The organism is Streptomyces tagetis, from assembly GCF_018069565.1.
Classification (GTDB): Bacteria; Actinomycetota; Actinomycetes; order Streptomycetales; family Streptomycetaceae; genus Streptomyces; species Streptomyces tagetis.
Genome location: NZ_JAGPNL010000009.1, coordinates 160,542 through 182,802, shown reverse-complemented (window position 1 = coordinate 182,802; position 22,261 = coordinate 160,542). Strand labels below are relative to the sequence as shown.

The 22,261-nt window shown below is 75.5% G+C and carries 23 protein-coding genes and 1 pseudogene; 10 read left to right on the top strand and 14 right to left on the bottom strand.

All coding sequences use genetic code 11. The features are described from left to right. Positions 1-81 precede the first annotated feature (81 nt). Positions 82-429: a hypothetical protein gene (locus tag J5Y05_RS27020; RefSeq protein WP_210875705.1), complete on the bottom strand. Its 348-nt coding sequence runs from the start codon at positions 427-429 to the stop codon at positions 82-84. Between the two features lie 725 nt (positions 430-1,154). Between J5Y05_RS27020 and J5Y05_RS27015 the strand changes: the two genes are divergently transcribed. Next, entirely contained in the window at positions 1,155-1,667 is a 513-nt protein-coding gene (locus J5Y05_RS27015) for a helix-turn-helix transcriptional regulator (RefSeq protein WP_210875704.1), read from the top strand. A 46-nt stretch (positions 1,668-1,713) separates the two neighbouring features. Here J5Y05_RS27015 and J5Y05_RS27010 read toward each other — a convergent pair whose 3' ends face one another. The 5 genes from J5Y05_RS27010 to J5Y05_RS26990 form a co-directional block, all read right to left on the bottom strand. Beyond that, a complete protein-coding gene (locus J5Y05_RS27010) occupies positions 1,714-2,409 on the bottom strand; it encodes a DUF5701 family protein (RefSeq protein ID WP_210875703.1) in 696 nt (231 codons plus the stop codon). A gap of 241 nt (positions 2,410-2,650) precedes the next feature. After that, a complete protein-coding gene (gene cutA / locus J5Y05_RS27005; RefSeq protein ID WP_210875702.1) occupies positions 2,651-2,971 on the bottom strand; it encodes a divalent-cation tolerance protein CutA in 321 nt (106 codons plus the stop codon). A 142-nt stretch (positions 2,972-3,113) separates the two neighbouring features. Beyond that, on the bottom strand, positions 3,114-4,019 hold the full coding sequence (locus J5Y05_RS27000) for a phosphotransferase family protein (protein WP_210875701.1): 906 nt from the start codon (positions 4,017-4,019) through the stop codon (positions 3,114-3,116). A 97-nt stretch (positions 4,020-4,116) separates the two neighbouring features. Beyond that, positions 4,117-4,518, bottom strand: coding sequence for a MazG-like family protein (locus tag J5Y05_RS26995; RefSeq protein ID WP_247615379.1), 402 nt, complete (start codon positions 4,516-4,518; stop codon positions 4,117-4,119). Positions 4,519-4,537: 19 nt separating this feature from the next. Next, complete coding sequence (locus tag J5Y05_RS26990; RefSeq protein WP_210875700.1) at positions 4,538-5,080, bottom strand: DoxX family protein; 543 nt, start codon at positions 5,078-5,080, stop codon at positions 4,538-4,540. A gap of 161 nt (positions 5,081-5,241) precedes the next feature. On the opposite strand from J5Y05_RS26990, the gene J5Y05_RS26985 reads away from it, so the two are divergent. Further along, positions 5,242-5,562, top strand: a complete 321-nt coding sequence (locus J5Y05_RS26985; protein ID WP_210875699.1) for a nuclear transport factor 2 family protein — start codon at positions 5,242-5,244, stop codon at positions 5,560-5,562. A gap of 445 nt (positions 5,563-6,007) precedes the next feature. Here J5Y05_RS26985 and J5Y05_RS26980 read toward each other — a convergent pair whose 3' ends face one another. After that, the gene (locus J5Y05_RS26980) at positions 6,008-7,138 is read right to left on the bottom strand and encodes a Gfo/Idh/MocA family protein (RefSeq protein ID WP_210875698.1); all 1,131 of its coding nucleotides are present in this window, start codon (positions 7,136-7,138) and stop codon (positions 6,008-6,010) included. A 61-nt stretch (positions 7,139-7,199) separates the two neighbouring features. Between J5Y05_RS26980 and J5Y05_RS26975 the strand changes: the two genes are divergently transcribed. The 3 genes from J5Y05_RS26975 (at position 7,200) to J5Y05_RS26965 (ending at position 11,072) form a co-directional block, all read left to right on the top strand. Next, positions 7,200-8,747, top strand: a complete 1,548-nt coding sequence (locus J5Y05_RS26975; protein ID WP_247615378.1) for a multidrug effflux MFS transporter — start codon at positions 7,200-7,202, stop codon at positions 8,745-8,747. Next, positions 8,699-9,874 (top strand): serine hydrolase domain-containing protein, encoded by a 1,176-nt coding sequence (locus J5Y05_RS26970; protein ID WP_210875697.1) that lies wholly within the window; start codon positions 8,699-8,701, stop codon positions 9,872-9,874. The genes J5Y05_RS26975 and J5Y05_RS26970 overlap by 49 nt, the downstream gene beginning before the upstream one ends. A gap of 208 nt (positions 9,875-10,082) precedes the next feature. Then, entirely contained in the window at positions 10,083-11,072 is a 990-nt protein-coding gene (locus J5Y05_RS26965) for a small ribosomal subunit Rsm22 family protein (protein WP_210875696.1), read from the top strand. On the opposite strand, the gene J5Y05_RS32500 is transcribed toward J5Y05_RS26965, so the two are convergent. Beyond that, on the bottom strand, positions 11,073-11,471 hold the full coding sequence (locus J5Y05_RS32500) for a DUF6243 family protein (protein ID WP_307854108.1): 399 nt from the start codon (positions 11,469-11,471) through the stop codon (positions 11,073-11,075). 159 nt (positions 11,472-11,630) lie between these two features. Here J5Y05_RS32500 and J5Y05_RS26955 point away from each other — a divergent pair, with 159 nt between their 5' ends. Together J5Y05_RS26955 and J5Y05_RS26950 are read left to right on the top strand one after the other, a co-directional pair. Continuing rightward, the gene (locus J5Y05_RS26955; protein WP_210875695.1) at positions 11,631-12,287 is read left to right on the top strand and encodes a TetR/AcrR family transcriptional regulator; all 657 of its coding nucleotides are present in this window, start codon (positions 11,631-11,633) and stop codon (positions 12,285-12,287) included. Positions 12,288-12,447: 160 nt separating this feature from the next. After that, the gene (locus J5Y05_RS26950) at positions 12,448-13,179 is read left to right on the top strand and encodes a bifunctional DNA primase/polymerase (protein ID WP_210875694.1); all 732 of its coding nucleotides are present in this window, start codon (positions 12,448-12,450) and stop codon (positions 13,177-13,179) included. A gap of 91 nt (positions 13,180-13,270) precedes the next feature. Here J5Y05_RS26950 and J5Y05_RS26945 read toward each other — a convergent pair whose 3' ends face one another. From J5Y05_RS26945 to J5Y05_RS26930, 5 genes and pseudogenes are all read right to left on the bottom strand, one after another. After that, entirely contained in the window at positions 13,271-14,269 is a 999-nt protein-coding gene (locus J5Y05_RS26945) for an SCO2278 family lipoprotein (protein WP_210875693.1), read from the bottom strand. Further along, a pseudogene (locus tag J5Y05_RS32045) lies at positions 14,232-14,367 on the bottom strand (iron transporter); the annotation flags it as partial. The gene J5Y05_RS26945 and the pseudogene J5Y05_RS32045, both read right to left, overlap by 38 nt. A 61-nt stretch (positions 14,368-14,428) precedes the next feature. Then, positions 14,429-15,283 carry a heme ABC transporter ATP-binding protein gene (locus J5Y05_RS26940; protein WP_210875692.1) on the bottom strand — a complete coding sequence of 285 codons (855 nt, stop codon included), beginning with the start codon at positions 15,281-15,283 and terminating at the stop codon, positions 14,429-14,431. Continuing rightward, positions 15,280-16,371, bottom strand: a complete 1,092-nt coding sequence (locus J5Y05_RS26935) for a FecCD family ABC transporter permease (RefSeq protein ID WP_210875691.1) — start codon at positions 16,369-16,371, stop codon at positions 15,280-15,282. Before J5Y05_RS26935 ends, J5Y05_RS26940 begins: the two co-directional genes overlap by 4 nt. After that, on the bottom strand, positions 16,368-17,408 hold the full coding sequence (locus tag J5Y05_RS26930; RefSeq protein WP_210875690.1) for a heme/hemin ABC transporter substrate-binding protein: 1,041 nt from the start codon (positions 17,406-17,408) through the stop codon (positions 16,368-16,370). Before J5Y05_RS26930 ends, J5Y05_RS26935 begins: the two co-directional genes overlap by 4 nt. An 81-nt stretch (positions 17,409-17,489) precedes the next feature. Here J5Y05_RS26930 and J5Y05_RS26925 point away from each other — a divergent pair, with 81 nt between their 5' ends. From J5Y05_RS26925 to J5Y05_RS26915, 3 genes are all read left to right on the top strand, one after another. Beyond that, on the top strand, positions 17,490-18,914 hold the full coding sequence (locus J5Y05_RS26925; protein ID WP_210875689.1) for an HtaA domain-containing protein: 1,425 nt from the start codon (positions 17,490-17,492) through the stop codon (positions 18,912-18,914). Between the two features lie 51 nt (positions 18,915-18,965). Further along, positions 18,966-20,522, top strand: a complete 1,557-nt coding sequence (locus J5Y05_RS26920) for an HtaA domain-containing protein (RefSeq protein ID WP_210875688.1) — start codon at positions 18,966-18,968, stop codon at positions 20,520-20,522. 150 nt (positions 20,523-20,672) lie between these two features. Continuing rightward, on the top strand, positions 20,673-21,368 hold the full coding sequence (locus J5Y05_RS26915; RefSeq protein ID WP_210875687.1) for a PhzF family phenazine biosynthesis protein: 696 nt from the start codon (positions 20,673-20,675) through the stop codon (positions 21,366-21,368). A gap of 76 nt (positions 21,369-21,444) precedes the next feature. On the opposite strand, the gene J5Y05_RS26910 is transcribed toward J5Y05_RS26915, so the two are convergent. Beyond that, the gene (locus tag J5Y05_RS26910) at positions 21,445-22,092 is read right to left on the bottom strand and encodes a biliverdin-producing heme oxygenase (RefSeq protein WP_210875686.1); all 648 of its coding nucleotides are present in this window, start codon (positions 22,090-22,092) and stop codon (positions 21,445-21,447) included. Between the last annotated feature and the right edge of the window lie 169 nt (positions 22,093-22,261).

Sequence of the window (22,261 nt, the reverse complement as noted above, 5' to 3'; positions counted from 1 at the left end):
CCGGCACCGTGTGATCACCCCGAGGTCCGCCGGGCCGGTGTCCCCACCGGCCCGGCGGACCTCCGTCCGTCACGGCCCGCGTCAGGCCGCGTTGTCCTTCGGCCGGCGGTGCCGGCAGGCCGGTCCGTGTTCCGCGCCGGCGGTGGCCGCCCACGCGTCGCAGCACCAGCCGGCCAGCGCGACGGCCGCCACGGCGGCGCCGGCGTCGGCCGGATGCCGGCGGCTCTCGCGTTCCGCCCGGACGGCTTCGCGGCGCAGGGCGCGCTCCAACTCGCCCTCGCGTATGAGCGCGACGAGGACGAGACCGGAGCCGGCGACGAACGCCGAGCACACCCAGGGCGCCCCGTTGTGGGCGGACTGGACGGCGCACCAGGCGAGCCACCCGAAGAGGGCGCCGTAGCCGAAGTGGAGGAAGTGGTGGCGTCTCACGGCGGTTCGGCTCCGTTCTCGCGGCGGCGTGGTCCAGGCGGTACGGCCCCGGCGGCGCGGGAGGGCCGGCCGGCTCGGGTGGGTCGGGAGGGGGCGGCGGGTCCGGGGGTGCCGGAGGCGTAACCGCCCGGCGCGGCCACGTGCGGGTCGCGTGGGCTGGGCCGCCTCGGCGGCGGTGGGGCGGGGTGTGTTCGGCATCGGTACCTCGTCGGTCGGTCGGGGGCGCGCGCGCCCGCGGGACGGCTCATCACTCCTCGGAGTCACTAGGTGACGGGCCATGACGCGCGGAGCGGAAGATTTCTCGACTTTTTTCGACGAGACGGGCGGGCGGGGAGAACGCCCAACGGCCGCCGGGCGAACGGGGGTACGGGCGCCGCAGGAGCCACCGGAGAGACCGCCGCACGCACCGCTGTACGCACCACCGCACGTACCGTCGCAGGCACCGCTGCACGCACCCCCACACGCACCCCCGCACGCACCCCCACACGCACCCCCGCACGCGCCGCCATGCGCGCCGCCGTACCGCCCGCGCGACCCGTACGAGGCCCCGTACGGGTCGCCCCCGGGGGCCGCCGTGCCCGTGGGTCCGAGCGGGCGGTGGCACGCGCCCCGTACGGCCGGGAAAAACGTTGCGCCGAACCGCGTCAGGAATGCCCCGCTGCCGGCTCTGAAGGGGTGAAGCGGCATGCGTACCGCGTCACTTGACGGCCAAGGAGAGGGGCAGCGTGACCATCACCGGTCCGGAGACCATCGAGCGGACGGCGCGGAAGCGGGTCGTCTTCCCGACCTGGAGGCAGCTCCAGGTCCTGTCGGGCGTCGCCCGCGGCTACACCAACGTCGAGATCGCGGGGCACCTGCACGTGGCCCGGCCGACCGTGCAGCGGCACGTCGACCGGCTGGGCAAGAGCCTGGGCACCAACGAACGCGCGCGGATGGTCGCCATCGGCTACGAACGCGGCTGGCTGGCGCGGCTCTCGCCCGAGCCCCGCGAGTGGGTGGTCCTCACCGGGCGCTGCCAGGAGGTACTCCAGCGCATCGCCGAGGGGAAGAGCAACGAGGAGATCGCGGGCGAGCTGTACCTGAGCGTGAACACCGTCAAGAGTCACGTCCGCCGCATCTTCGACGTCCTCCAGGCCCGGCACCGGGCCCACGCGGTGGCGCTCGCCTACCAGCACGGCCACCTGCGCCACCGCCCCGGACACGCCCCGGACCGCCAAGGGCCGGGCAGGGCCGCGTAGTCGGGCGGGCCGGTACGTGCCCGGCGGGCGGCGCCACACGGCTCGGCTACGGCAGCGTGTGGCGGCCCCTCGCGGAGCCGAAGCCGAGCCACGTGTGGCGGTTGCCCGCCCAACACCAGCCGACCTTGGGGGCGTTGCGGCGCTCGCGGCCGTCCCGGCCGGTGCCGTTGCTGATCCAGATCGCCGGAGTGCGCGAGTCCAGGGCGCCGCCGGGCTTGCGCAGCCGGGAGCCGACGGTCATGAAGCAGTGGCCGCGTTCGAGGACGGCGGGCCGCTGGAGCAGCCAGTGGATGCCCTCGGTGAGCAGCAGCGGTGTACGGGCGTCGGCGGTGAGGGCGGGCAGGGCCTCGTCCGGGCTCCAGCCGGCGAGGTGGTCGCCGCGGTCCGGGCCGGTGACGAGGTAGAGGGGCGCGTCGGGCGGGGTGGCCGTGTCGAGCGGGGCGAAGAGGTCGACGTCGGTCATGTCGGTGACGACGAAGCCCGGTCTGCCGTCCCGGCGGAGCAGCGGGGCGAGCGCGGAGGCGGGGGCGCGGTCCGGGTGGACGGCGAGCAGCGCGCCCTCACCGGCCCCGGGCAGGCCGGCGGCGGCCTCGGCGAAGTCCCGGAGTCCGGCGGCGGAGAGCCCGGCGGTCTCGTGCACGCCCAGCTCGATCAGGCGCTCGGCCTGGACACCGAGGGCGGGCAGCGCCGGGAGGGCGGTCGAGGGGGCGTCGGTCGGGGGGACGGCGGCGGTGTCGGGCACGATGCTCCCGGGGGTCGCGGGGCGGACGGTGGAGGGCGCCCGGTGAACGAGCCGGCCCGCCGGAACATTCCCACGGGGCCGGCTCGGCGAGCGGACCCGCCGGGGCCTTGCCGTGGCTCTGCTCGACGAGCCTGCCCGCCGCGGCCTTGTCGTGGGCTCGCTCGAAGCGCCGGCCCGCCGCGGCCTTGCCGTGGGCTCGCTCGGCGGACCGGCCCGCCGGAGCGTTCCCGCCGGGGTCGGCTCAGCCCCGGGTCTCCTCGTCGATCCACGCCAGGTACTCCGCGCCGCCGTGCGTGACCGGTACGGCGATGATCTCCGGGGTGTCGTAGTCGTGCACGCGCCGCAGGTGCGCCTCCAGCGCCGGGTAGCGCTCGGCGGTCGTCTTGAACTGCACGCGCCACTCCTGGTCGGTCCGGACCTCGCCCTGCCACCGGTACACGCTGGTGACCGGCCCGTCGACCTGAGCGCAGGCCGCGACCCGCGCCTCCACCGCCCCGGCGGCCAGCTCCCGCGCCTTCTCGGGCGCGTCGGTCGTGGTCCACACGGTCAGATACCCGGCCACGGTCCCTCTCCCTCCCAGGACGACATCAACACCCCGGACCGTACTCCGTCGGCAGGCGCACGCGGGCCGGACTCCTCCACGAGCACGAGACGACGTGCCCTGCGCGGTTCGCGGCGCCCGCCTCCCCGAGGACGGGCGTCCCTCACAGGATGTGCCAGCGGAGCGTGGTGTCCCCCTCGATCAGTCCCTCTATCCGCCGGATCACCTCGGCGCGGCTCCCGGGGGCGTGCCCGATCTTGCGGGCGTTCGTCGTGATCATGCGTAGCTCGCGCAGATCGCGCAGGGTGGAGTACCCCTCCCACGAGGTGATGTCGCGGCCGTACGAGGAGGCGAAGTCGCGGTAGTGCGCGTCGCCGTAGCCGAAGCGGCGGCAGTGGATCTCGACGGTGACGAGGTCCCATTCCCGGTGGCCCCGGGCGACCGTGTCCCAGTCGCAGAGCACCGCTTCGCCGCCGTGGTGCAGCGCGTTGCGGTGCTGGGGGTCGCCCTGGACGACCGTCTCGGGGTACGGGAAGCGCACCTCGGCCAGCTCCTCGGCCAGGGCGCGCAGGCGTACGGACAGGACGTCGACGAGCCGGGCGGGCACGTCGGTGATGCCGCCGAGCGAGGACGCGATGGCGGCGACGGTGTCACGGGCCGGCAGTTCGACCGGCGGGGGACCGAGCCGGTGCAGCGCGTGCAGGAGCGGGGCGAGTTGTTCCGCGCGCACGGGATGGTCCGGCTGCGGCAGGTAGGTCCAGAACGTGACCGCGTGACCGTCCACGACCACGGGCTGTTCCGCCGCGACGGGATGCAGCGGCACCGTGGGGAAGCCCTGTTCCATCAGCCACCGCACGAAGCGCACCGTGCGGACGGCGTCGGCCGGCCGGCTCCCGTGCCGGGCGATCTTCACCACGACGGACTCCCGCTCCAGGAGCACCACGGCGTTGGTGTGCCCCCGCAGCACACGGGCACCGGCCGCCTCCAGACCGGCGACCGCGCACGCGCGCCGCAGGACGTCCTCCCAACGGCCCTGCGCGAAGCCGCCGATGGTCGTGACCGGTGTCATGGGATCAGGCTGAGGACCGCGGGAGGTTCTGTCACGTCCGGCTGCCGGGGAGACGGAGCAACCTCCCGACCGCCGCCGCGAGGGCCACGGGTATTTCTCACACCCGGCCTCCCGGAGCCGGTCCGGTCTCGGCCGGTGGGACCGGAGGGGTGGCGGGAGCGGTGCCGTGTGTGGAGCGGTTCGTCACCGCCGTCAGGTGGCGGGCGAAGACCTCTTGGGCGTCCGGGGTCAGGGTGCGGAGGGCGACCAGCGCGGTGAGGGCCACGTCGCACAGTTCCGCCTCCACGTCCTGCCAGGTGTGGGTGACGCCCTTGCGCGGGTTCTGGCCGGTCACGCCGATCACCGCCTGGGCGGCCTCGCCGACCTCCTCGGAGAGTTTCAGTACGCGCAGCAGCAGGCCCTCGCGGCCGGGTACCGGCTCGTTGGCGTCCAGCCAGTGGCACAGGGCGGCCACGCCGTCCCACAGGCCGGGGGTGTGATCGTCGTCGTTCCCGTTCATGCGGGAAGGGTGCCACGCCTCAGTCGAACAGCGGTTCCTGTTCGCCCTGGGCCGTCTTCCGCAGCCGCCGGGTCCGGGCGCCGAGGACGGCCGCCGTGGCCGCCGCCGTCGCCGCGAGCGCGGCCGGGACCATCCAGTCGCGGTTGGCCGAGTGGCCGAGGGCGTGGTCCAGGGAGAGGCGTCCGGGGCCCGTGACCGCCAGTCCGGCCGAGGTCAGGCCGAGCGACGCGGCGTACTCGTAGCCGCCGGACCGGGCGAAGAAGCCGTTCGGCGTGTGCACCGCCGCCGCCCCGGCCATCGCGCCGGCCGCCGCCGCGCCCGCGGCCGGGGTCGCCAGGCCCAGGGCCAGCAGCACCCCGCCGCCGGCCTCCGCGAGGCCCGCCGCGATCGCGCCGGCCTTGCCCGGCGTGTAGCCGACGGACTCCATGAAGCGGCCGGTCCCCTCGATGCCGCCGCCCCCGAACCAGCCGAGCAGCTTCTGCGCGCCGTGCGCGGCGAGCACCCCGCCGGTGCCCAGCCGGAGCAGCAGCAGGCCGAGGTCGCGTCGGTCGTAGCAGGTCATGTGCGGTCCCTTCGGGCGGCGGGCGGTCGTGCTCCGTCCCGTGTTCCCACCGTGGCACCGCCCGCACCCGGCGACATCCGGCGGGCCCGCCCCGGGCGCCGTTCGAGTGGCGGGGGTGCGCCGGGTGGCGGGGGCGGGGGAGCGGTGTGACGCTGACCGGCATGAAGACCACGCGACTCAGCGACCCGGCCGTGCGCGCCTTCGTCACCGCCCTGAACTCCCAGGACCGCGAGGCGTTCCTCGCCACGCTCGCGCCGGACGCCACCATGGCCGACGACGGCGACGACCGGGACCTCGACCAGTGGATCGACCGGGAGATCTTCTCCTCGCACGGTCACATGGAGGTCGACAGCGAGTCGGACGGCGGCCGTTCCCTCCTCGCCCGCTACCGCAACGACACCTGGGGCGAGATGCGCACCCGGTGGCGCTTCACCGTGGACGACGCCGGCCGCATCGCCCGCTTCGAGACGGGACAGGCGTGACGGCCGCCGCCCGGCACCGGAAGACCGGCTCCGCCGGGTGGTGAACAGCGCAGGGTGTGTGTGGCAGCCGTTCCGCGCGCTCGCGCGCATCCCGCGGTCCCACGCGGAACCCGCCCCCGGCCGGCGTGCGGAACGGCTGCCGCCCCCCCTCGGGATGGTCCGCGAAGCCCCGGAAGGCCGACGCTCCGAGTGTGAAGCTCCGGTGAAGGAAAGTTGAGCATACGACGGACGGCGGTCGCAACATGGCGGACCGGGAAGCTCCGTTTGTGTGGATGCGTCGTTCGGCGGGCCGTTGCTCCGGGCGAACGCCCCTTTGCCCGCGCCGAGTTCAGCCACGTCCCGGATACGGCCGCGGGGGACCGGCGCGGGCAGGGTCCGTACGGCCCGGGGGTCGGGCCGGGCCGCCGCCACCGGCTCGTCGTCCGTGCCTCGTACGGCTCCGGGGTCAGGCCGGTGCCACCACCGGCTCGCCCGCGCCGGCGCCCGCACCCGCACCGGCGCCCGCACTCGCGCCCGCACTCGGAGCCCCGCCGACACCGCCGTCCGCGCCCTCCGTCTCCCCCGGGTAGTGGACGCCCACGCGGGCGCGGATCGCGTCCAGCGTCCGCATCACCGCCAGCGTGCCGTCCAGCGGCACCACCGGCGACTCCCGTTCACCCGCCCGCAGCGCCCGCATCACCTCCCGCGCCTCGTGCGCGAGGGTGGTGGGCGGCCCGTCCGCCGGGTCGGCGCGGAACTCCTCGGGCTCCCGCCCCTCCCGGTGCAGTACGAAGCGGTCCGGGGCGAAGAAGCCGTACGGCACCTCGATCCGGCCCCGTGAGCCCGTCACCGCCGCCCAGTTGGGCGTGGCGCCCACGATCGAGCAGTGCAGCGACGCCAGCGCGCCGCCCTCCCAGGACAGCAGCGCCGCCGTCTGGAGGTCGACGCCCTCCTCGGAGAGGACCGCCCGCGCCGTCACCCCGGACGGCTCGCCCAGCAGCAACTGCGCGAACGCCACCGGGTACACGCCGAGGTCGAGCAGCGCGCCGCCGCCCTGCGCCGGGTCCCGCAGCCGGTGGCCCGGCGGGAAGGTCCCGCCCAGCCCGAAGTCGGCCTGCACGGAGCGCACCCGGCCGACCGCCCCGTCGTCCACCAGCGCCCTGAGCCGCCGCACCAGCGGGTTGCAGTACGTCCACATGGCCTCCATCAGGAAGACCCCGCGCCGCCGGGCGAGGGCGACCAGCTCGCCCGCCTCGCGCGCGTTCAGCGTGAACGGCTTCTCGCACAGCACGTGCCGCCCCGCCTCCAGGCACAGCCCCGCCGCCGCCCGGTGCGCCGCGTGCGGGGTGGCGACGTAGACCACGTCGACCTCCTCGTCGCGCGCCAGCGCCTCCCAGGAGCCGTGGGCCCGGGGTATCCCGAAACGGCCGGCGAACTCCCGCGCCGACGCCTCGGTCCGCGAGGCCACCGCGACCACCTCGGCGTCGGGCAGCCCGACCAGGTCCGCCGTGAACGTCGCCGCCATCCCACCGGTCGCCAGAATCCCCCAGCGCGCCTTCCGCTCCGCCACCGCGCCCCCGCCTTCGCCTCGAAGCATTCGTTCACGAGCGTACGAGCTGAGAGCATAGGGGGCGGAACCGTAGAAGAGGGAGGGGCACATGCCCGAGAGCGGGCCGTCGACACCGCACCCGTCACCGCACTCACCGTCACCGCACTCACCATCACCCACCCCGGCGCCGCACCCGGCGGACACCCCGCCGCCCGCGGCGCCGTACTCCGCCGCGCCCCGTTCCGCCGCGCCGTGCACCGCGGCGCCCCCGCACCGCGCCCCGGCCGCCACCGGCCCCGGCCCCGAGGCGGGCACCCCGGCCCCGGACGGCCCCTCCGTCCCCGCCGCCCGCGCCGCCGTGGAGGCCCCCGCACCGGCCCCCCGCGCCGCCGGACAGGCGCCCGCGCCGCGCGGTGTCCGGCCCGCCGGGCGCGGCCCGCGCCGCACCAGCCTGCTCGTCACGCTCATCCTCGGGGGACTGACCGCCACGCCCCCGCTGGCGATGGACATGTACCTCCCCGCGCTGCCGGAGGTCACCCGCGCCCTGCACGCGCCCGCCGCGACCGTGCAGCTCACCCTCACCGCCTGCCTGGCCGGCATGGCCCTCGGCCAGCTCGTCGTCGGCCCGATGAGCGACCGGTGGGGCCGCCGCCGCCCGCTCCTGACCGGCCTCGCCGTCTACGTCGTCGCCACCGCCCTGTGCGCCCTCGCCCCCACCGTCGAACTCCTCGTCGCCTTCCGGCTGGCCCAGGGCCTCGCGGGCGCCGCCGGCATCGTCATCGCGCGGGCCGTCGTCCGCGACCTCTACGACGGCGTGGCCATGGCCCGCTTCTTCTCCACCCTCATGCTGATCTCCGGCGTCGCCCCCGTCGTCGCGCCGCTCATCGGCGGGCAGATCCTGCGGGTGACGGACTGGCGGGGCGTCTTCGTCGTGCTCACCGTGGTCGGGGCGGTGCTCGGCGGCATCGTCTGGGCGAGACTCCCCGAGACGCTGCCCGCCGCCGACCGGCACTCCGGCGGGATCGGCGACACCCTCCGCTCGATGCGCGGGCTGCTCGCCGACCGCGCCTTCGCCGGTTACATGCTCGCGGGCGGGTTCGCCTTCGCCGCGCTCTTCGCCTACATCTCCGCCTCCCCCTTCGTCGTCCAGGAGATCTACGGCGCCTCCCCGCAGACCTTCAGCCTGCTCTTCGGCGTCAACTCGGTCGGCCTGGTCATCGTCGGCCAGATCAACGGCAAGATCCTGGTCGGCCGGGTCCGCCTGGACCGGGTGCTCGGTCTCGGCCTGCTCATCGTCATCGCCGCCGCCACCGCCCTGCTGCTGATGTCCCTGGGCGTCTTCGGCGAGGTCGGGCTCGTGCCGGTGGCCGCCGCGCTCTTCGTGCTGATGTCCGCGATGGGCATCACCCTGCCCAACACCCAGACCCTCGCCCTGATGCGGGTCAAGCACGCGGCCGGTTCCGCCTCCGCGCTGCTCGGCACCTCCTCCTTCCTGATCGGCGCCATCGCCTCCCCGCTGGTGGGGATCGCCGGCGAGGACACCGCCCTGCCCATGGCGATCGTCCAACTGGCCGCCGCCCTCGTGGCGCTGGCCTTCTTCCTGGTCCTGTGCCGGCCCCGGCACGGCCGGACGGCGGGGGAGGGCGAGCGGATCTGAGCACCCCGCGACTGCGCAGCGACACCCCGGAACGCGCCGGGCTCGACCCGGAGCCGCTGCGCCGGCTGGTCCGGGCGGTGCGCGGGCTGACCGAGGGCGAGCGGCCCTGGGCGGCCGGCGCCGTCGTGGCCGCCGGCCGCGGACCCGTGCTCGCCGTGGAGGAGGCCGCGGGCTGGGCCGTACGGTACGGCGCCTTCGACCCGCGCACCGGCACGGGCGGGGAACTGCCGGCCGCCGACCGGGTCCCGGCGACCGTCGGCACCCCCTTCGACCTGGCCTCCCTCACCAAGCTCTTCACGGCCGTCGCCGCCGTGCAGCAGATCGAACGCGGCACCCTCGGCATCGACGCCGAGGTCGGCGCGTACCTCCCGGACTTCCGGGGCGCCGCCGACCACGGCGTGACCGTACGGCACCTGCTCACCCACACCTCCGGGCTGCGGGCCGAACTCCCGCTGTACGACTGCGCCGACGCCCGGGAGCGGACGGCGCGGCTGCGCGCCGAGCCGCCGGTGGGGGCGCCCGGCACGTACCGCTACTCGGACCTGAACATGCTGCTGCTCCAGCACGTCCTGGAACGTGTCTCCGGCCGCCCCCTCGACACCCTGGTCCACGAGGGGATCACCCGGCCGCTGGGCATGACGGCGACCCGGTTCGGGCCGTGTCCGGGCGCGGCGGCGACGGAGGACCAGCGCCGGCCGTGGGCCAAGGCGGACCGGGGCATGCTGCGCGGGGTCGTCCACGACGAGAACGCCTGGGCGCTGGGCGGCGTGGCCGGTCACGCCGGTCTCTTCTCGACCGCGCGGGACCTGGCGGTCTTCAGCCGCGCGCTGCTCGCGGGCGGCGCCCACGGTCCCGCGCGCGTCCTCGGCCCGGACTTCGTGGAACTGCTGCTGGCCCCGCCGGGCCTGGGCTTCGCCGTCGACCAGCCCTGGTTCATGGGGGAGCTGGCGGGGCGCGGGGCGGCCGGGCACACCGGCTTCACCGGCACGATGCTCGTCCTCGACCGGGCGACGGACACCTTCGCCGTCCTCCTCGCCAACACGGTCCACCCCCGCCGCCGCCCCCCGGACAACGCCCCCCGCGCCGCCCTGTGCACGCTGCTGGCGCGGGCGGTCCGGGGGGTGTGACGGGGGCCGCCGGGCGGGCGCTCCGGTTGGGGGTGGCGCTCCGGTGGGGGTGCGGGGGCCGCGCGGTGCGCGACCGGTGCGCGACGGGTGCGCTGCGGGTGCGCTGCGGCGGGCTCGCGGGCCACGGGGCCCGGTGGGCAGGTGCGGGCTTCGCCAGGGCCGGTCCGGGCGGGCGCGGAGCGCGGACGCGGCGCCGTAGGATTTCGGGGTGAACGACCTCATCGTCCCCGCCGACGCGCTGCGTGACTCCCTCGCCGGTCTGGTCGACGGGCTGCCGTCGCGGCAGGCCGCGCAGGCCGTGGAGCGGCTGATCGCCACCTACCGCGGGGCCACCCCGACCGACGCCCCGATCCTCCGGGACCGCGCCGACGTCGTCGCGTACGCCGCCTACCGCATGCCGGCGACCTTCGCCGCGGTCCGTTCCGCGCTGGGCGCCTTCGCCGCGGCCGTGCCCGGCTGGGCACCCGGCAGCCACGTCGACGTCGGCGGCGGCACCGGCGCCGCGACCTGGGCCGTCAGCGACACCTGGGGCGGCGAGCGCCCGGTGACCGTCCTCGACTGGGCCGAGCCCGCCCTCGCCCTCGGCCGCGAGATCGCCGCCGCCCACCCCGCCCTGGGCGACGTGCGCTGGCAGCGCGCCCGCATCGGCCCGGGGCTCACCGTCGAGGACGCCGACCTCGTCACCGTCTCCTACGTCCTGAACGAACTCACCCCCGCCGACCGCGCCGCCCTCGTCGACACCGCCGCCGGTGCCGCCCGCGCCGTGGTGATCGTCGAGGCCGGTACGCCGGACGGCCACGCCCGGGTCGCCGAGGCCCGCGACCGGCTGACCGCGGCCGGGTTCCGGGTGGCCGCGCCCTGCCCGCACAGCGCGGCCTGCCCCATCGCCCCCGGCACGGACTGGTGCCACTTCGCCGCGCGGGTCAGCCGTTCCTCCCTGCACCGCCGGGTCAAGGGCGGCTCCCTCGCCTACGAGGACGAGAAGTTCAGCTACGTCGCCGCCACCCGGCTCCCCGCCGCCCCGGCCCCCGCCCGGGTGGTCCGGCGTCCGCAGCTCCGCAAGGGGCAGGTCCTGCTCGACCTGTGCGACAGGGACGAGCGACTGCACCGGACCACGGTCACCAAACGCCACGGCGACCGGTACAAGGCGGCCCGCGACACGGAGTGGGGCGACGCCTGGCCTCCGGCCGGGGAGTAGCTAGCCGGCCCTCCCGGCGGGGGCGCTCCCCGGAGTCCCCTGGCCCTCCGTACCCCCGCTTCCCTCCGGCGGGCCGGCCTGCTCCGGGCGGCCCTCCTGCGGGTCCGGGCCCTCCCGCGGGTCCGGCGCCTCCGGTGCGTCCGGCGCCTCCGGCGACCGCGCCTGTTCCTGTTCCCGCGCCTGTTCCTGCTCCCCCGCCTGCTCCCGCTCCCGTCCCCGCGCCTCCTGCCGTTCCCGCAGGCGGCGCAGCAGGTCCCGTTTCCGCTCCTCCGGGTGGTCCCCGGGGGCGGGGCCTCCGCCCGCCCGGCCGCCCCGGCCGTCGCCGCGCAGCGCGCTGCGGCCCAGGTGGCGGCGGTTGCCGCCGACGCCCAGGGTGTTCTCGTTCCGGCCCTTGCTCATCAGGCTCTCCCTTCCCACGCGCCTCCGTACGTGTCCGTACGCATCCGTACGCGTCCCGTAGGCGACCCCCACACGGAACGAGACGGCTCGTCTCGCGTGCGCCGTTCCCGTCACTGTCCGGCGAGACGTGGCGTCTTGTCAACCTGATAAATTCGGTCCATGTCCGACCAGGAACCCGCCCCCGCCCCGCCCGTCGCCCCCGCCCGGCCGCACCCCGACGCGACCCGCCGCAGCGACCGCTCCCGCCGGGCCATCTACGCCGCCGCCCTCGCCCTCGTCTCCGAGGTGGGCTACCCCCGGACCACCATCGAGGGCATCGCCGCCCGCGCCGGTGTCGGCAAGCAGACGATCTACCGCTGGTGGTCCTCGAAGGCGGACGTCCTGCTGGAGGCGTTCCTCGACCTCGGCGAGCAGGCCGCGCGCGCCGCCGGCCAGGACCCCGCCGCACAGGCCATCCCCGACACCGGCGACCTCGCCGCCGACCTCAGGGCGGTGCTGCGCGCCACCGTCGACGAGCTGTGCGACCCCCGCTTCGAGGCCCCCTCCCGCGCCCTGGCCGCCGAGGGCCTCGTCGACGAACAGCTCGGCCGGGAGTTCGTGGCCAAGCTCCTCGACCCCTCGCTCCAGCTCTACGTCGACCGGCTGCGCGCCGCCCAGGACGCCGGGCAGATCCGGCCGGACGTCGACCCGCGCATCGCCCTCGAACTCTTCGTCTCGCCGCTCGCCCAGCGCTGGCTCCAGCGCACGGCCCCGCTGTCCCACGCCTACACGGACACCCTCGTCGAGTACGCGCTGTACGGGCTCGTCCCCCGGTAGCGCCCGCCACCCGGGGCCGGCGCCGGACCGCCCCGGCTTCGGCCCCGGCGTCGCTCCCGTCCCGGGTGACCAGGGAAGTTTGTCCCTTCCCGACCCCGACGCACGGAATGGTGCGACCATAGGGCATGCTGGTGCGCACGATGGCGAGGCGAGGGGATAGATGAGCGCGGAGTTCGGCGGCCGGACCGGCCTGCAGGGCAGACTCTCCCAGTGGCTGCGAGGACGCCGCCCCAAGGACGCCGCCGACGACGGTGGCAGAGAGCCCCTGCTGCTCGCCGCCGCCGCCGCGGGCCTGCCGCTCGCGCCCGCCGCCCACCCGGCCGGCTACCGCTGCTCCTGTGACCGCGTCGGCTGTCCCACCCCCGCCCGGCACCCGGTCTCCTTCGCCTGGCAGACGCAGTCCACCACCGACCGCTCCCAGATCGAGCGCTGGGCCCGCCACCAGCCGCTGGCCAACTTCATCACCGCCACCGGCATGGTCCACGACGTGCTCGACGTGCCCCTCGAAGCCGGCCGCGAGACGCTGCGCCGGCTGCTGGAGGCGGGCGTCGAGGTCGGACCGGTCGCCGAGAGCGACGACGGCCGCATGCTCTTCTTCACCCTCACCCGGGGCACCCCCGAGGACGAGGACGAGTGGTGGCCCTGCGAGCTGGACTGCCACCCCGAGACGATGGACGAGCACCCCGGCCTGCGCTGGCACTGCCGCGGCTCCTACGTCCTCGTCCCCCCGGCCCGGCTGCCCGGCGAGAACCAGACCGTCCACTGGGTGCGCGGCCCGGAGCATCCGCTGCCGGACCCGCTGACCCTCCTGGAGACCCTCACCGACGCCTGCTCCCGGCACGTCGGCGAGGAGAGCGACCAGGCCGGAGCGGCCTGGCCCCTGCGCCACTGAGATTCCCCGGGGCCACACGGCCCCAGACCCGGCCCGGCACGCCCCCGCGGCGCCCGGCCGCGCCGCGGCCCACACCGCCGTCGCGGGCCCGCTACTCGCCCTTCGCCGAGGTCAGGCCCTGTACGCGGCCCAGGACGGTGACCTTGCCGTCGCCCGTGCCCTTCGCCGGGTCCAGGGCGACCTGGTTCGAGACGAACTCCATCGTCAGCGACTGCCTGATCTCGCCGTCCGTCAGCGCCAGCACGTCCCGGTTCGGGGCCGGCACGGACGCGCCCCGCGCCGCGGTCTGCTTCTCGAAGTGCCGGGAGGCGAAGAAGACCAGCGCCCCGCCGTCCTTCGTGCGCAGCGCCAGCGGCGCGTGGTCGCCCTCGGTCAGCGCCTCGTCGATGTACTGGGTGACCAGCCCCGGCCGCGTCGTCCGCTGGGCCCGCGTCTGCCGCCACGTACTGGTGTGCACCCCGTCGGCGAAGCCGCTCCCGCCGTCGGTGAGATAGGCCGCGTACCCCGCGCTCATCCCGGCCGGCGTCACCGTCAGGCCGTCCTCGTCGGCGGGCACCGCCTCCGCCCAGCCGTCCGCGTCCGTACGGAAGCCGGGCAGCGAACCGGGGGCGACCAGCGTGAGGTACGCCACCTTCCAGGTCTCGTCCAGGCCGTGCCGGGTGAAGACCAGCAGCCAGTGGGAGTCGCCGCCCTTGTTGGCCTCCGCGTCGGCGACGAACCACCGTGGCCAGCCGGCCTTCTTGGGGATGGTGAACACCGGGTCCGTCAGGGCCAGCGGGGTGTGCGAGGGGTTGCCGTCGGGGTTGTTGGCCCGGCCCGCCTTCAGCCGCGCGGCGTCGATGGCGGCGAGCGGCCCGGTGGTGTGGCCGGCGTCGAGGGCGGGGTCGTACGCCTTGTCCGCCTTGTTGTAGGCGGCGGTGAACTCCTCCAGCGCCTTCGCGGCCTCGGCGCGGGTCGTGGCCGGAAGCACCTCGCGCTCGCCGTGCACCACCACGCATCCGCTCGTCATCGCCACGGCGGTCGCCAGGGCCGCCATGAGCGTGCCCCGGGCCGGCCGGCCGGGCCTTCGGGAGCCGCGATCCCTGCTCATCCGGTCACCTTCACCTTCCCCTTCCCGGAGGCGAACCCTACCGGGGCCCGGCGCGGCGCGGACGCCGGGACCGGGGACAGCGGCCACACCGTGACCTCACGACCCCGCCCCGCGACCGCTCCTGACGACCCGTCAGCAAAAGACCTCCGCGGAGAGGGGTCAGGGCACGCGGCGCGGGGTCACCAGCACCTCGCCCGTGCGGGGATGCGCCAGCACCTCCACCGGCTGGTCGTAGACCTCGCTCAGCAGCGCGTCGGAGAAGACCTCGGAGGGCGGGCCGTCGGCGGCCACCCGGCCGCCGCGCAGGACCGCCACCCGGTGCGCGTACGCCGCCGCCAGCCCCAGATCGTGCAGGACCACGACGACCGCGTCCCCGGCCGCCGCCCGCTCCCGGCACAGCCGCAGCACCAGTTCCTGGTGGCGCAGGTCCAGGGCCGCCGTCGGCTCGTCGAGCAGCACCAGGGGCGCCTGCTGGGCCAGCACCCGGGCCAGCGCCACCCGGGCCCGCTCGCCGCCGCTCAGCGCGGAGAACGGGCGCCCGGCGAACGCGGTCACCTCGGTACGCGCCATGGCCTCCGCCACCACGGCGTCGTCCTCGTCCTCCCGCTCCGTGCCCGCCCACGGGGCCCGGCCCATCCGCACCACGTCCTCCACCGGGAACGGGAAGGACAGCGACGCCGACTGCGGCAACACCGACCGGCGCAGGGCCAGTTCGGGAGCCGACCAGGCGGTCGTCGGCCGGCCGTGGATGCGTACGGTCCCCTCGGCGGGGGTCAGATCGGCGGAGAGCGCCCCCAACAGGGTCGACTTCCCCGCCCCGTTGGGGCCGACCAGGGCGAGGACCTCGCCCGCGCGGACGTGGACCCCGACCCCGTCCAGGATCAGCCGGCCGGCCAGCCGGACCCGTAGGTCCTCCGCCTCGGCCAGGACCTCGCCGGGCGCGGCCGGCTCCGGCGGCACCGGACGGGACGGCACGAGCCGCGACAGCCGCCCGCCCCTCAGGACGCCTCTCATGCCCAACCCCCTTGCCTGCGCCGGGTGCGGCGCAGCAGCCAGAAGAAGAACGGGCTGCCGACCAGGGCGGTCAGCACCCCCAGCGGCAGCTCGGCCGGTTCGGCGACCGTGCGGGCCGCGAGGTCGGCGCCGAGCAGGACGAGGGCGCCGAGCAGGGCGCTGCCCGGGATCAGGAACCGGTGCCCGGGTCCCGCCATCATCCGCAGCAGGTGCGGGACGACGAGGCCGACGAAGCCGATGACGCCGGCCACGCTCACCGCCGCCGCCGTCAGCAGCGCGATCACCAGGATCAGCACGACCCGCAGCCGCTCCACGTCCACGCCCAGGTGCCGGGCGGGGCGTTCGCCGAGGGCCAGCAGGTCGAGCCGGCGGGCGTACAGCGGGGCCAGGCCCAGTCCGATCACCGCGCACGGCAGCACGCCCAGCACCTTCGGCCAGGTCGCCTGGGCGAGCGAGCCCAGTTGCCAGAAGGTGATCTGGTTGACGGCCGCGGTGTCCGCGAAGAAGAGGAAGAGGCCGATCAGCGCGCCCGCGAAGGCGTTGAGCGCGATGCCGGTGAGGATCAGGGTCACGACCTCGGTGCGGCCCCCGGCGCGGGCCATCACGTAGACCACCAGGACCGTGACGAGTCCGGAGGCGAAGGCGAAGACCGGCACCGTCCAGGCGCCGAGGAAGCCGAACCCGAAGGCGATGGCGGCGACCGCGCCGACCGCCGCGCCCGAGGAGACGCCGATGACGCCGGGCTCGGCGAGCGGGTTGCCGAAGACGCCCTGCATCAGGGCGCCCGCGCAGCCCAGGGAGGCGCCGACCAGCAGGGCGAGCACGATCCGGGGGAAGCGCACGTTCCACAGCACCGACTCGGCCACCCGGTCGAGTGCGGTGCCGCCGAGCCCCGCCCGGTTCAGCAGCGAGCCGAGCACGTCGCCGACCGGGATCGGGTAGGCGCCGGTGCCGGCCGCGACCGGCACGAGGACGAGGAGCCCGGCGGCGAGGGCAGCCGTCAGCAGCCAGGCGGTGCCGCGCCGGCCGCGCGGCGGGGTTCCCTGGGCGGGGGCGGCCGGGCGGGCCGGCTTGTCCAGGACGGTCACCGTGCGCCGCCCTCGCCGTAGAGCTGCTCGACGACGGACTTCAGCACCTGGTCGGTGCGCGGGCCGTAGTTGAGCAGGACGCCGTCCTCGACGGAGACGATCCGGCGGTCCATCCCGGCAGGGGTCTGGGCGATGCCGGGGATCTCGGCCAGCCCGTCGACGCCGCCGACCGATTCGAGGCCCTTGCTCATCACGAGGATCGCGTCGGGCGCCGCCTTGGCCAGGGCCTCGCTGGTGATGGGGGTGAAGTCCTTGTTCAGGCCGGAGGCGGCCCCGGCGTCGATCCCGCCGGCCGCCTCGATCAGGGAGGCGGCGCCGGAGTCCCGGCCGCCGAGGAGGTAGACGGAGGCCGAGCCGCGCAGGTAGAGGAAGGCCACGCGCGGCTCGTCCTTGTTCTGCGGAACGTTTTTGCGCACGGCCTCGATCCGCTCCTGGGAGCGCCGGGCCAGCTCCTCGCCGGCCGCGGGCACCCCGAGCGCCTCCGCGACCGTCCGGATGCGCGAGCCCACGTCGTCCAGGCCCTTCGCCGCCTTCACGAAGAGCACCGGGACGCCGGCCGCGCGGATCTGGTCGACGGCCTCCTGCGGTCCGGTGGTCGTCTCGGCGACGACCAGGTCCGGACGGAGCGAGAGCACGCTCTCCGCGGAGACGTCGTGGCCCCGGGTGACCACGGGCAGCTTCGCCGCCTGGTCGAAGGTGGCGGAGACGTCACGGGCGACGACCCGGTCGCCGAGCCCCAGGGTGAAGACGATCTCGCTGAGGCTGCCGGAGAGCGGCACGATCCGCTCGGCCCGCTCCACCGTCACCCGCTCGCCGTCGGCGGAGCGCACGGTGACCGGCAGACGGGGCTCGGGCTTGCCCTCCAGGGGCTCCAGCCGGTTCGGTCCGGCCGGGGCCGACGAGGACTTCCCGGCGGTGGGCGCGGCCTTGGTGGAGCCTCCGCATCCGGTCGCGGTCAACGTGAGGGCGAGCACGGACAGCAGTGCTCCCGCCAGTCGGGTTCGCAAGCGTCGCACGATTCCGTCCGTTCCTTTCATCCACCCACCAGTATGAGTAATTTATAGCTTAGGTTAGCCTTACCTCCACTTGTTACCGGCCCCCGATCCGGAGGACGTGCCATGCCCGCCCGATTCCGCACCCTGGTCACCGTGTTGTGCGCGGTGGTCCTCGGGGCCCTGCTCCCGGTGACCGCCGCCCACGCCGAGAACCGGACGGTGCAGGGCGGCCGGCTCGACTGGGGCATCAAATCCAGTTTCCAGAGTTATGTCACCGGGCCCATCGCCAAGGGGAGTTACTCCCTGACCGGCGGCGCCGCCACGGTGGGCGGCAGCGCCTTCCGCTTCCACTCCGCGAGCGGCTCCTACGACGGTGCCACCGGCGCCTTCCGGGCCGCCTTCTCGGGCGGCGTGCGCTTCGTCGGCCACCCCACGGGCAACGGCGGGCACCAGCTCGACCTCACCATCAGCCGTCCCACGGTGAGCATCTCCGGCTCCTCCGGCACGCTCTACGTGGACGTCGTCAGCAAGGCGAAGGACACCGGGGCGGTCACGACGTCCCGTCAGGTGCCCTTCGCCGCCCTCTCCCTCGGCGGCATCGACATGAAGGGCGGCGGCACCTCCGTCGTCCTCAACAACCTGCCCGCCACCCTCACCTCCCAGGGCGCCGCCTCCTTCGCCGGCTACTACACCGCCGGCACCCCGCTCGACCCGGTCAGCCTCTCCGCCGACGTCCGCGCCCCGGCGCCGAAGAAGGAGCCGTCCGCCACGCCCGGCGACGCCTCCAAGTCCCCGGAGGCGAAGAAGAAGGCCGCCGGCGGCGAGCTCCGCGACGGCGCGGTCGACTGGGGCGTGCGCCGCACCTTCCGCGAGTACGTCACCGGTGAGATCGCCCGCGGCGAGTGGACCCTCGCCGCCGGCGCCCAGGACGGCGGCGCCCTCTTCCGCTTCCCCGGCGGCACCGGCACCTTCGAGGACGGCACCCTCACCGCCGCCTTCCGCGGCGAGGTCCGCTTCACCGGCGAGGACGGCCTCGACCTGAAGCTCAGCGCCGTCCGCGCCACCGTGAAGGACGGCAAGGGTACGCTCTACGCCGATGTGGCGAGCCCGGACCTGACGGCGGGCAAGGTGCCGCTGGTCACCTTCACCGCCAAGGACCTCAAGCCGGCCGACGGCCTGGTCGCCGTGACCGAGGCCCCCGCCAAGCTCACCGCGCGCGGCGCCGAGACCTTCGGCGGGATGTACCAGGAGGGCACGGAGATGGACCCGGTCTCGCTCGCCGTCGCCCTCACCGACGACGCGAAGCTGCCCGCCCTGCCCGACCTGGGCAGCGAACCCACGGCGAGCGCGAGCCCCGAGCCGAAGGCCGACCCCGAGACCTCCGCCGAACCCGTCGCGAACGCCACCGACGACTCCGGCTTCCCCGCTCTGCCCGTCGGCATCGCCGCCGGTGCCCTGCTGCTGGTGGCCGCGGCCCTCGGGGTCGTCACCACCCGCAGGCGCCGCGCCCGTGCCGCCGCCTCCGCGTCCCCCGCGGACGAGGGCTGAGCCACCACCCCGACCGCCCCCGGGCGGCCCACCACCCAAGGAGAACCGAGCATGCCCGTCAGACGACGCCGCTCCATCACCCTCGCCGCAGCCGTGACGACGGCCGCCGCCCTCGGCGCGACCGCCCTCGCCACCCTCGGCGCGGGCACCGCCTCGGCGGCCGAGATCCCGCTCAAGGACTACGAGCTGACCTGGGGCATCAAGCAGTCGTACCGCACCTACGTCGCCACCTACGCGCAGGGCAGCTTCACCGCCTCCGGCGGCGCGAGCCAGGCCGCCGGCAACGGGGCCTTCACCTTCACCGAGGGCGCCGGCAGCTACGACTCGACCGGCCACACCGTGGACCTCGCCTTCAAGGGCAGCCTCGCGGTCGAGTCCGCCGCGCACGGCTTCGCGTTCACCCTGTCCGACGTCAAGTTCGACAGCAAGGACGCCCGGATCACGGCCGACGTGACCGCCAACGGCACCACGCGGGACGATGTGCCGCTCGCCACGGTCGAGGTCACCCGTGACATGAAGAACATGGAGACCACGCTGACTGACGAGGCCGCGGAGGTCTTCGGCAGCGCGAGCTACAAGGGCGCCGCGGGCGACCCGCTGACGGTGGTGCAGAACACCCCGTCGACGCCGAGCACCCCGCCCACCTCCGAGCCGCCGACCCAGTCGCCGGAGCCGACGGGCACGCCGACCGGCACCCCGGAGCCGACGGCCTCGGAGACCACCCCGACGACGCCGCCCACGACCGGCAAGCCGAGCCCCACCGCGAGCGAGGGCACCACGGCCCCCAAGCCGTCGACCCCCGCCACCCAGGCGCCGGCCCAGGGCGCCATCGCCGACGGCACCCTCGGCTGGGGCGTGAAGGAGTCGTTCCGCGCCTACGTCACCGGCCCCATAGCCAAGGGCACCATCACCGCCTCCGGCGGCGCGGCCCAGGCGGCCGGCAACGGCGCCTTCACCTTCAAGGACGCCACCGGCACCTACGACACGAAGGCCGGCAAGCTCGACGCCTCCTTCAAGGGCGCGGTGAACTTCAAGGGCCACGAGACCAACGGCAGTTACGCCCTCGACCTGACCCTGAGCAACCTGAGGGCCACCCTCGACGGCGGCAAGGGCAAGCTCAGCGCCGACGTGAACAGCCTGGGCGAGAAGTCCGCCGGCGTGGTCCTGGCCGACCTCAAGGCCAAGTCCGCCGCGCTGACCGCCAAGGACGACGTCGTCACCGTCGACGGGGTCACCGCCACGCTCACCGCGGCCGGCGCCAAGGCGTTCGGCGACTTCTACACCGCCGGCACCGTGCTCGACCCGGTCACCCTGTCGGTGGCGCTGAGCGAGGGCGCCAAGCTGCCCGACGGCGGCACGGGCGGCAGCGGCGGCACGGGCGGCTCGGGCGGCTCGGGCAGTGGCGGCGCCTCCGGCGGGGTCGCCGGCGGCACCGGCTCCGTGGGCGGCGTCGGCTCCACCACGGGCGGCATCACCGGCGGCGGCAGCCTCGCCGCCACCGGCTCGGAGGTCCCGGGCGCGGCCCTCGGCGCGGCGGCCGGCCTCGCCGTCGTGGCCGGCGCGGGCGCGGTCCTCGTCGCCCGCAAGCGGCGTACGGTCACCGGCTGACCCCCCGGCGGGGGCGCGAGGGTGCCCCCGCCGCCGGCCGCCGGTGAAGCCGACGGCCGGCCAACTCCCCCCGGCACGCGGGCCGGTGCCACCGTCACGACGACGGGGCACCGGCCCGCGCGGCCGTGTCCGCGGTGTTTGAATGCCCCCGTGACCGACTACGACGTACTGCGGGTCTTCTGCGCGCCGAACGGTGGGTACGGCAACGAGATCGGCGTCGTCCGCGACGGGTCCCGCGTCCCCGGCACCGAGGAGCGGCGGGAGCTGGCCGCCAAACTGGGCTTCGGCGAGACCGTGTTCGTCGACGACCCGGAGCGCGGTGTCCTCGACGTCCACACACCCGCCGGGCGCCCGCCGCTCGCCGGGGACGCCTGCGTCGGCACGGCCTGGCTGCTGGACGTGCCCGAACTGGTCGTGCCCGCCGGGACGGTGGGCGTACGGCTGGACGGGGAGTTCACCTGGATCGAGGCCCGGCCCGAGTGGGCCCCGCCGCACACCCTGCGCCACTGCGCCGACGCCGCCGAGGTGGACGCCCTGCCGGTGCCCGCGCCCGGGGAAGAGCCCGGCGGGGCGCCGGGGGAGGGGCAGGTGGAGGCGCCGGGCAAGAGGCCGGGGCTGTACGCCTGGGCCTGGGAGGACGAGCCGGCGGGCCGGGTCCGCGCCCGCGCCTTCCCCGGCCCCGCCGGGACGGGCGAGGACGAGGCGACGGGCACGGCGGCGCTGCTGCTGACCGCGTCGCTGGGCCGGGCCCTCAACATCACGCAGGGGACCGGCTCGCAGCTTCTGACGGCACCGCAGCCCGGCGGCTGGGTCGAGGTCGGCGGACGGGTCCGCCTGGAGCGGTGACCGTACGCCCACGCCCTGGTCCCCCCTCGGCGACTCGGCCGAGGGGGGACCAGGACACGGCGGACGGGGACGCGGCTCAGGCCGAGAGCGGGAACTCCTCGCCCAGGGCGCGGAAGACGCCGGTGTTGAGCGCGAAGGCCCGCTTGCACTCGGCGATCACGCGCTGCTTCTCCAGGTCGTCGGCGCGGATGCCGTCCAGCAGCTCGCGGTACTCGCGCTTGAAGGCGGCCGGGTTGCCGATGCCGTCGAAGACGTAGAAGCGGACGCCGTCGCCCTTCTTCGTGAAGCCCCAGGTGCGCTCGGCCTTGTCGCGGATGATCTGGCCGCCGGACAGGTCGCCCAGGTAGCGCGTGTAGTGGTGGGCGATGTAACCGGCGGGCCACTGATCGGCGCACTCGCGGATGCGGGCCGCGTACTCCTCGGTCGCCGGCAGGGCGGTCACGCCCGCGCGCCAGTCGGCACCGCGCAGGTGCGCCAGGTCGCGTTCCAGGGAGGGCAGGCGCAGCAGCTCCGGCCGGACGAAGGGACCGGCCACCGGGTCCGAGGCGAGCCGGGCGGCGGCGTCCTCCAGGGCTTCGTAGACGAACCACAGTTGCTCGGTGTAGCGCGCGTACGCGTCGACTCCGAGTCGGCCGCCGAGCAGGTCGCTCATGAAGGTGGAGGTCTCCGCCTCCACGTGCTGCTCGTGGGAGGCCGTGCGGATGAGGGTCGAGAAGGAGTCCATGGTCAGAGTTTCTATGGTTAGGCTTACCTAAGTCAATACTTTCCCGACGCTTTGTCGGTAACAGTTCCGACATGCTGTCGGTAACTTTACCGACAGCATGTCGGAAACGCGAGGGGTGCCTCCGACCCGGGGAAACAGAAGACCCGCCGGCCCGGAAGCTCCGGGCGGG

What these genes read in the sequence shown, in the direction of transcription:
- J5Y05_RS26975 (WP_247615378.1), top strand. Translation starts at nt 7,200, where the DNA reads ATGCCCGAGAGCGGGCCGTCGACACCGCACCCGTCACCGCACTCACCG.
- J5Y05_RS26930 (WP_210875690.1), bottom strand. Translation starts at nt 17,408, where the DNA reads ATGAAAGGAACGGACGGAATCGTGCGACGCTTGCGAACCCGACTGGCG.
- J5Y05_RS26950 (WP_210875694.1), top strand. Translation starts at nt 12,448, where the DNA reads ATGAGCGCGGAGTTCGGCGGCCGGACCGGCCTGCAGGGCAGACTCTCC.
- J5Y05_RS26945 (WP_210875693.1), bottom strand. Translation starts at nt 14,269, where the DNA reads ATGAGCAGGGATCGCGGCTCCCGAAGGCCCGGCCGGCCGGCCCGGGGC.
- J5Y05_RS27000 (WP_210875701.1), bottom strand. Translation starts at nt 4,019, where the DNA reads ATGACACCGGTCACGACCATCGGCGGCTTCGCGCAGGGCCGTTGGGAG.
- J5Y05_RS26940 (WP_210875692.1), bottom strand. Translation starts at nt 15,283, where the DNA reads ATGAGAGGCGTCCTGAGGGGCGGGCGGCTGTCGCGGCTCGTGCCGTCC.
- J5Y05_RS26985 (WP_210875699.1), top strand. Translation starts at nt 5,242, where the DNA reads ATGAAGACCACGCGACTCAGCGACCCGGCCGTGCGCGCCTTCGTCACC.
- J5Y05_RS26925 (WP_210875689.1), top strand. Translation starts at nt 17,490, where the DNA reads ATGCCCGCCCGATTCCGCACCCTGGTCACCGTGTTGTGCGCGGTGGTC.
- J5Y05_RS26920 (WP_210875688.1), top strand. Translation starts at nt 18,966, where the DNA reads ATGCCCGTCAGACGACGCCGCTCCATCACCCTCGCCGCAGCCGTGACG.
- J5Y05_RS26955 (WP_210875695.1), top strand. Translation starts at nt 11,631, where the DNA reads ATGTCCGACCAGGAACCCGCCCCCGCCCCGCCCGTCGCCCCCGCCCGG.
- J5Y05_RS32500 (WP_307854108.1), bottom strand. Translation starts at nt 11,471, where the DNA reads ATGAGCAAGGGCCGGAACGAGAACACCCTGGGCGTCGGCGGCAACCGC.
- J5Y05_RS26995 (WP_247615379.1), bottom strand. Translation starts at nt 4,518, where the DNA reads ATGAACGGGAACGACGACGATCACACCCCCGGCCTGTGGGACGGCGTG.
- J5Y05_RS26990 (WP_210875700.1), bottom strand. Translation starts at nt 5,080, where the DNA reads ATGACCTGCTACGACCGACGCGACCTCGGCCTGCTGCTGCTCCGGCTG.
- J5Y05_RS26910 (WP_210875686.1), bottom strand. Translation starts at nt 22,092, where the DNA reads ATGGACTCCTTCTCGACCCTCATCCGCACGGCCTCCCACGAGCAGCAC.
- J5Y05_RS26980 (WP_210875698.1), bottom strand. Translation starts at nt 7,138, where the DNA reads ATGCTTCGAGGCGAAGGCGGGGGCGCGGTGGCGGAGCGGAAGGCGCGC.